6 protein-coding genes are annotated in these 7,905 nt (G+C 35.6%); 5 read left to right on the top strand and 1 reads right to left on the bottom strand.

All coding sequences use genetic code 11. The features are described from left to right. Window positions 1–70: 70 nt before the first annotated feature. Both atpD and WBQ70_RS08805 read left to right on the top strand, forming a co-directional pair. Window positions 71–1,582 carry a F0F1 ATP synthase subunit beta gene (gene atpD, locus WBQ70_RS08810; protein WP_423913033.1) on the top strand — a complete coding sequence of 504 codons (1,512 nt, stop codon included), beginning with the start codon at window positions 71–73 and terminating at the stop codon, window positions 1,580–1,582. A 78-nt stretch (window positions 1,583–1,660) separates the two neighbouring features. Beyond that, a complete protein-coding gene (locus WBQ70_RS08805; RefSeq protein WP_423913031.1) occupies window positions 1,661–1,942 on the top strand; it encodes a F0F1 ATP synthase subunit epsilon in 282 nt (93 codons plus the stop codon). A 229-nt stretch (window positions 1,943–2,171) separates the two neighbouring features. Here the strand turns inward: WBQ70_RS08805 and WBQ70_RS08800 are convergent, their stop codons facing one another. Continuing rightward, on the bottom strand, window positions 2,172–2,471 hold the full coding sequence (locus WBQ70_RS08800) for a hypothetical protein (RefSeq protein WP_423913029.1): 300 nt from the start codon (window positions 2,469–2,471) through the stop codon (window positions 2,172–2,174). 472 nt (window positions 2,472–2,943) lie between these two features. Between WBQ70_RS08800 and WBQ70_RS08795 the strand changes: the two genes are divergently transcribed. From WBQ70_RS08795 to WBQ70_RS08785, 3 genes are all read left to right on the top strand, one after another. Next, window positions 2,944–3,471 carry a hypothetical protein gene (locus WBQ70_RS08795; protein ID WP_423913028.1) on the top strand — a complete coding sequence of 176 codons (528 nt, stop codon included), beginning with the start codon at window positions 2,944–2,946 and terminating at the stop codon, window positions 3,469–3,471. Between the two features lie 40 nt (window positions 3,472–3,511). After that, on the top strand, window positions 3,512–6,838 hold the full coding sequence (gene mfd / locus WBQ70_RS08790) for a transcription-repair coupling factor (protein ID WP_423913035.1): 3,327 nt from the start codon (window positions 3,512–3,514) through the stop codon (window positions 6,836–6,838). Window positions 6,839–7,108: 270 nt separating this feature from the next. After that, window positions 7,109–7,576 (top strand): hypothetical protein, encoded by a 468-nt coding sequence (locus WBQ70_RS08785; RefSeq protein WP_423913025.1) that lies wholly within the window; start codon window positions 7,109–7,111, stop codon window positions 7,574–7,576. Window positions 7,577–7,905: the final 329 nt, after the last annotated feature.

The raw sequence follows: 7,905 nt of genomic DNA, 5'->3' as shown, positions 1-7,905 counted from the left end.
AGCTTATTCGATTTGTATCGATTAACAATGTTTCATAAACCTAAATAGCTATTTAATAAATACATAAGCAATGTCAAAAGTAATAGGAAAAGTTGCCCAAATCATCGGACCAGTTGTCGATGTAGTTTTCAACGGAAAAGATGTTGAACTTCCAAAAATTTATGATTCATTAGAAATCATAAAAAAAGATGGTACTAAATTAATTCTTGAAGTACAGTCTCATATTGGTGAAAATACAGTTCGTACCATATCTATGGACTCAACAGATGGTTTGAGTAGAGGTTATGAAGTAGTGGGAACAGGAAATCCTATTCAAATGCCAATTGGAGCAGATGTTTATGGACGTTTATTTAATGTCGTAGGAGATGCTATCGACGGGTTGCCAGAATTGCCTAAAACAGGTGAGAACGGAATGTCAATTCACCGTCAAGCGCCAAGATTCGAAGATTTAGCAACTTCATCAGAAGTTTTATTCACAGGTATTAAAGTAATCGATTTGATTGAGCCTTATGCAAAAGGAGGTAAAATTGGATTATTCGGTGGTGCTGGAGTAGGTAAAACAGTATTAATTCAAGAGTTGATTAACAATATTGCAAAAGGTCACGGTGGACTTTCAGTATTCGCAGGAGTAGGAGAAAGAACACGTGAAGGAAATGACTTGCTTCGTGAGATGTTAGAGTCAGGTATTATAAAATACGGCGAGGAATTCATGCACTCTATGGAAAATGGAGGATGGGATTTATCTAAAGTTGATTTACCAGGAATGAGAGAGTCTAAAGCTACTTTCGTTTTCGGACAAATGAATGAGCCTCCAGGAGCTCGTGCTCGTGTAGCATTATCTGGATTATCTATTGCTGAATATTTCCGTGATGGAGCAGGTTCAGACCAAGGTAAAGACGTACTATTCTTCGTTGATAATATCTTCCGTTTTACTCAAGCAGGTTCTGAGGTATCGGCACTTTTAGGGCGTATGCCATCTGCAGTAGGGTACCAACCAACATTAGCAACTGAAATGGGTGCGATGCAAGAGCGTATCACCTCTACAAATAAAGGATCTATTACATCTGTACAAGCGGTTTACGTTCCTGCGGATGATTTAACAGATCCAGCACCAGCAACAACGTTTGCTCACTTAGATGCTACTACAGTATTGTCCCGTAAGATTGCTGAGTTAGGTATTTATCCTGCGGTTGATCCATTGGATTCTACTTCTCGTATCTTAACTCCTCAAATCTTAGGAAATGAGCATTATGACTGCGCACAAAGAGTAAAAGAAATTCTTCAAAAATACAAACAATTACAAGATATTATTGCGATTTTAGGTATGGAAGAATTATCTGAAGAAGATAAATTATCTGTTTCTAGAGCACGTCGTGTACAACGTTTCTTATCTCAACCTTTCCACGTAGCGGAGCAATTTACAGGTATCCCTGGAGTTTTGGTTGATATTAAAGATACTATTAAAGGATTTAATATGATTATTGATGGTGAATTAGATCACTTACCAGAATCAGCATTTAACCTTAAAGGTACTATTGAAGAAGCTATCGAAGCTGGAGAAAAAATGTTGGCGGAAGCTTAATCAATTTAGGAATAAGGAATACAAGAATTAGGATTTCTAATTCCCAAATCTCAAATCCAAAATCCTTAATAATAAATTATGATTTTAGAAATAGTATCACCAGAAGCATCTTTGTTCAAAGGAGAAATCACTTCAATCACTGTTCCAGGTGTTGATGGTAGTTTTCAAATTTTAAATAATCACGCACCAATAGTTTCAATTCTTCAAAAGGGAATAGTAAGTATTACAGCTTCAAGTTTTAATTTTAGCAAAGAATCTGCTGATTTGTTTACCAAATTAAATGATCAAAATTATACTTTAGCTATCAATTCAGGAACTATCGAAATGAAAGACAATAAAGTGATTGTTTTAGCTGACTAAAACAATTCAAGATTATAAAAAAAAAGGACCATTCGTGAGAATGGTCCTTTTTTTATGTACTGAAACCACTTTAATGTTGTGATTTTAAAAGATTCAAAAAGGTGTTATATAACTTATTGTAACAATGGTTCTTTTGACTTTACGAACTTCAAAACTTTCCATCTTCTTAGATGAGCTTCATTTAAATTGTTTTACAAAAACAACAACTTTTAAATATAATAATTTGAAATTAGTTTTTCCAATAAGCATTCCATTCTTTTACTTTGTCTTTCCCTAATACATTATTGATTTTTGGGAAATAAGTATTCATAATTTCTTGAATTTTTTCTTTTTCGTCATCAGAATCCAATTGAAGTTTTTTTACTTCGCCAATTTTTTGATTTCTTTCATTAGCAAGCACTTTTATTTGGTCAAATTGTTCTGTCGTTAAATGTAATTCTTTAGCAGCTCCCTCAACACTCTTTTTTTCTTGTGCATTTGCATTGATTGCAAGAACCAAAACAAAAAACATAGTCAGTAATTTTTTCATTAGTTTGTTTTTAAATAATTTATTAAGTATAAAATTAAACATAAGTTGAAATGAAAAATTCTTAAAATTATCTAAATGTAACACTATATTATCCTAAGAATTCTCAAATAAAATTTTTGATGTGTCTATAAAATCATTGATATTTCTTCTTTTTAAAAAAGTAATATTCAAACCCTATAATTTTTTACAAATCATATCCTGTTGATAATTTTATAGTTAGGTTGTTTTGTGTAGAAACTTTAGTCATCATTGGTTACTCTTATTTTAAAAAAAATTAGAATGGTTTTGTTTTTTTATTGATCTAAAAAGCAACACCAAAAAAGTTAATTTTCTAAATAAAGAACCATTCGCAATTCAACGATTTACTTTGTAACTTTACAGCCTATAAAATCTTGTTATGAAACATATCGTATATTGTTTTCTTAGTTTAATAGTTTTTCTTTTTTCTTGTCAAGACAAGAATCAAAAACGCATGGAAGAAAACAAAAAAGAGATGGCCAAAAATGAAATCATCTTTTCTACCATTGAGAAAGCCTGGGTTTTTTACGATACCCCTATCAATGAAACTACCGAAGAAAGTGTCAAAACATGGAATGAACTCCGTCTTTTTCTAGCGGAATTATCCAAAAAACCTAAAAAAACCATTGGTGCTTTTCAGCGAAAAGCTACTGCTATTTCAAAGGCAGCAATGAATTTGAACACCAATATTCCAATACAATTTGATAAACCTCAAATAAAAAGCCGCATTGCTGTAGTGATTACTAAGGTTCGTATGATGGATTTGTACATTCATCTCGATAGAATTCCTAGTGAGAAAGTGGTGCAATTAATCAGCGAAATCAATAAAGAATTAGCCACTTTACAAAGAGAAATGGACAAAACCGTTGAAAAAAGCAAAATACCGCAGGAAGAAGGCGAAGCTGATTTAAAGAGGATGTTAGATGAATCAAGAGCCATCCCAAATACATATTCAAACACTGAAGTCATTACCATTGAGTAAAGTAGCCTTATACAAAACCTATGAGCATTTGCCTAAAACGATGCAAATTGCTACCCAATTGCAAGAAAAAAAGCAATTAAAACTACATCTACATGGATTGCTAGGTTCTGCAATTTCTTTTGTTGTACAATCGTTATTCAAAAAAACGGAACTGCCATTTTTGTTTATTTTAGATAATAAAGAGGAAGCCGCTTATTTCTTGAATGATCTCGAACAAATGATAGGTGACCAAGATGTTTTGTTTTATCCCGGTTCTTTTCGACGTCCTTATGTAATTGAGGATACTGATAATGCCAATGTTTTACTACGTGCCGAAGTGCTTAACCGCATCAACTCACGCAAAAAACCAGCGATTATCGTTAGTTATCCCGAAGCTTTATTTGAAAAAGTCGTAACCCGAAAGGATTTAGAGAAAAACACTCTAAAAGTAAGTGTAGGTGATAAAATTTCGATCGATTTCATCAACGAAGTGTTATTTGAATATGAATTCAAACGAGTCGATTTTATTACCGAACCAGGTGAGTTTTCTGTTCGTGGTGGTATTGTCGATGTGTTTTCGTTTTCAAATGACAATCCGTACCGAATCGAATTTTTTGGGAATGAAGTGGATAGTATTCGAACCTTTGATGTAGCGACCCAACTTTCGATAGAAATCCAAAAGAAAATCACGATTATCCCGAATGTCGAAAACAAGATTTTTCAAGAAAACCGAGAAAGTTTCTTGGATTATATTTCTGAAAAAACCGTGCTTTTTATTCAAAACACTGAAAGTTTTCTTTCTCAACTCGACAAACAATTTGCCAAGGCCGAAGAAGCATTTGAAAAATTATCCAAGGACATTAAGCATGCCACGCCTGAGCAATTGTTTTTGAATCAAAAATCGTTTATTCATCGTGCTTTAGACTTTTCGATTGTCGAATTAGCCAACAAGCCTATCTTTAAAACTACCCAGAAATTCGAATTTCACATTCAGCCGCAACCGTCTTTCAACAAGCAGTTTGATTTGTTGTTGAACAATTTGAGCGAGAATCATTTTAACGGTTTGACCAATTATTTATTTTGTTCGAATGACGCACAGGCGAAACGTTTTCATGATATTTTTGAATCTTTGGACGAAACCAATTCAGAGAACATTCGCAAGCAATACAACACCGTCGTTTTACCTTTGTACCAAGGATTTATTGACGAGGAAAACCAAATTGCTTGTTATACCGATCACCATATTTTTGAACGCTATCATAAATTCAACATCAAAAACGGCTATTCGAAAAAGCAAAATATCACTTTAAAAGAATTGACCACCCTTTCTGTCGGCGATTATGTCACGCATATCGACCATGGAATTGGGAAATTTGGTGGACTCCAAAAAATACAAGTCGAAGGCAAAACCCAAGAAACCATTAAACTCGTTTATGCTGATAATGACATAGTGTACGTGAGCATTCACTCGCTGCACAAGGTTTCAAAATACGCCGGTAAAGACGGAACGCCACCCAAAATTTATAAATTAGGGTCGAATGCTTGGAAAGCCTTAAAACAAAAAACCAAAGCCAGAGTCAAACATGTCGCCTTCAACTTGATTCAGTTGTATGCCAAAAGACGTTTGGACAAAGGGTTTCAGTTTGCACCTGATAGTTATTTGCAAAACGAATTAGAAAGTTCGTTTATCTATGAAGACACGCCCGACCAATACAAATCGACCCAAGAAGTCAAAGCCGATATGGAGAGCGACCGCCCAATGGATCGCCTCGTTTGTGGTGATGTAGGTTTTGGTAAAACCGAAGTTGCCATTCGTGCTGCCTTCAAAGCCGTGGACAATAGCAAACAAGTAGCGATTTTGGTACCAACGACAATTTTGGCATACCAACATTATAGAACTTTTACCGAACGATTAAAGGATATGCCGGTTTCAGTAGGCTACCTCAACCGTTTTAGAACCGCCAAACAAAAAGCTGAAACCCTAAAGCAACTCGCCGAAGGGAAACTCGATATTGTGATTGGAACGCATCAATTGGTCAACAAAAATGTGGTTTTCAAAGACCTCGGTTTATTGATCGTCGATGAAGAGCAAAAATTTGGTGTCAACGTCAAAGACAAACTTAAAACCATTGCCGCCAATATTGATACACTAACTTTGACCGCCACGCCTATCCCGAGAACCTTGCAATTTTCTTTGATGGCTGCCCGTGATTTATCAGTGATTACCACGCCACCGCCCAACCGTTATCCTATTGAGACGAATGTGGTTGGTTTTAGCGAAGAGACGATTCGAGATGCTATTTCGTACGAAATTCAGCGTAACGGACAGGTATTTTTTATCAACAACCGCATCGAAAATATAAAGGAAATTGCCGGAATGATTCAGCGTCTCGTGCCAAATGCCCGCGTGGGAATTGGTCACGGACAAATGGAAGGTAAAAAACTCGAAGAACTGATGCTCGCCTTTATGAACGGAGAGTTTGACGTTTTAGTTGCTACCACTATCATCGAAAGTGGTTTGGATGTACCCAATGCCAACACGATTTTCATCAACAACGCCAATAATTTTGGACTGTCTGACTTGCACCAAATGCGGGGTCGCGTAGGGCGTTCGAATAAAAAAGCGTTTTGTTATTTCATCTGTCCGCCGTATTCGGCGATGACTGATGATGCTCGTAAACGTATTCAGGCGTTGGAACAATTTAACGAATTGGGTAGCGGATTCAACATCGCCATGAAAGATTTAGAGATTCGTGGAGCAGGAGATTTATTAGGGGGCGAGCAGTCTGGTTTCATCAACGAAATTGGTTTTGACACCTACCAAAAAATCTTAAACGAAGCCATCGAAGAACTGAAAGAAAACGAATTCAAAGACCTGTATCCCGAAGAAAACGACATCGAAACCAAAGAATACGTCAAAGACCTTCAAATCGATACCGATTTTGAGCTTTTATTCTCTGATGAATACATCAACAACATCTCGGAGCGTTTGAGCCTCTACAACGAACTAGGCGCCATAAAAAGCGAAGAAGCCCTGCAAGTCTTTCAAACCAAATTGATTGACCGTTTTGGTCCTATGCCACCACGAGCGATTGCCTTGATGAACAGCATCCGCATCAAGTGGATTGCCACCCAAATTGGTATCGAAAAACTCGTGATGAAACAAGGCAAAATGATCTGCTATTTCGTCTCGGACCAGCAATCGGATTATTACCAATCCAACCGTTTCCGCAACGTATTGACCTTTGTTCAAAAACACAGCAACCTTTGCAAAATGAAAGAAAAACAAACTCCTAATGGGTTAAGACTTCTATTAACTTTTGACGAAGTAAAACAAACTAGAAGAGCTTTGGAATTGATGCAACTTTTGGGTGGAATTGAGGGGTAACTTTTTTAGGAGCAGAAGGATTGAATCCCACAACAACCTTTACTCCCGCTATTCGTTACAATCTCTTGTATTTCTATCGCAATACAAGAGGATTTTCACTGCTATCGGGGCTATTAATAACGTTTTTGTTTTTCATATTTACAAAAGAAACTAGTCGTATATTAAAAGTAGATCTAATTATTTGTAAGAAAAAAACAATATATTTGATAAAAATATTAAGCGAAACAAACCTTCGCTTATATACTAGTTATGCCTAATTATATAGAAACTATGTACACATTTGAAGATAAGACCTCAGAAGATCGATTAAAGGATTTGCTTTTACAATACGAAGAATTTGAAAAAGACGACACATCATCAGTTAAAGCAACTGAACTATGTACTAATGCTTGGCATTTGGTTGACTGGGTTTTTGAAGAATTCAAAGGTGTTCATTTGATGTCATCTATTGGAGATTTTAGAGCAACACTTTATCCTGAATGCGAATCACTAAAGATTATGCACGATATAGCTAATGGTTCAAAACATTCAAAAGTTTCGAGACCAAAAGCCTCAATAAAGACAACTTTAAAACACGAAGGACCATTTTCTAATATTTTTAGTAGAGAATTTGATCAAACAAGTCTTGAAATAGAAATGGAGGATGGAACTATTTTATATTTTGTCGATGAAATTGAAATAGTAATCAAATTTTGGAAAGACTATTTTAAAAATAGACTTAACATTCAAATAGAATAACTAGGCATAACAGCCACTACAACGGATTTGGACATTTGGCTTAACCTGACCGCGCTGATCTACCACATTAGTTAGCGCAGATATTTATCTGCCTCAGCTGGCGCGAGTATAATGTCCTAGACTGGCGCAATTATACATTAAAGATAAAGGCTAGTGCGATTTTTTAACTCGTACCCGCAAAGATTGGTAAATCATAATATTATAAATATTTACGGAGAATAGCAACTCAAACCACAATCCAGTCTAGACAGGTTTTGTAACAGGCACAATAGACTGGAAATACCGCAGTGCACGAAATTATGGCAATAATGACCATACTGTTTTAGAGA

The sequence above is a fragment of the Flavobacterium sp. genome (assembly GCF_049590715.1).
Lineage (GTDB): Bacteria > Bacteroidota > Bacteroidia > Flavobacteriales > Flavobacteriaceae > Flavobacterium.
Note: the sequence above shows the minus strand (reverse complement) of the source record. Positions and strands in the feature narration are given on the sequence as shown.

Excerpts from the sequence above, each read along its gene's own strand:
- mfd (WP_423913035.1), top strand. The coding sequence starts at position 3,512 with ATGCAAATTGCTACCCAATTGCAAGAAAAAAAGCAATTAAAACTACAT.
- WBQ70_RS08805 (WP_423913031.1), top strand. The coding sequence starts at position 1,661 with ATGATTTTAGAAATAGTATCACCAGAAGCATCTTTGTTCAAAGGAGAA.
- WBQ70_RS08795 (WP_423913028.1), top strand. The coding sequence starts at position 2,944 with ATGGAAGAAAACAAAAAAGAGATGGCCAAAAATGAAATCATCTTTTCT.
- WBQ70_RS08800 (WP_423913029.1), bottom strand. The coding sequence starts at position 2,471 with ATGAAAAAATTACTGACTATGTTTTTTGTTTTGGTTCTTGCAATCAAT.
- atpD (WP_423913033.1), top strand. The coding sequence starts at position 71 with ATGTCAAAAGTAATAGGAAAAGTTGCCCAAATCATCGGACCAGTTGTC.
- WBQ70_RS08785 (WP_423913025.1), top strand. The coding sequence starts at position 7,109 with ATGTACACATTTGAAGATAAGACCTCAGAAGATCGATTAAAGGATTTG.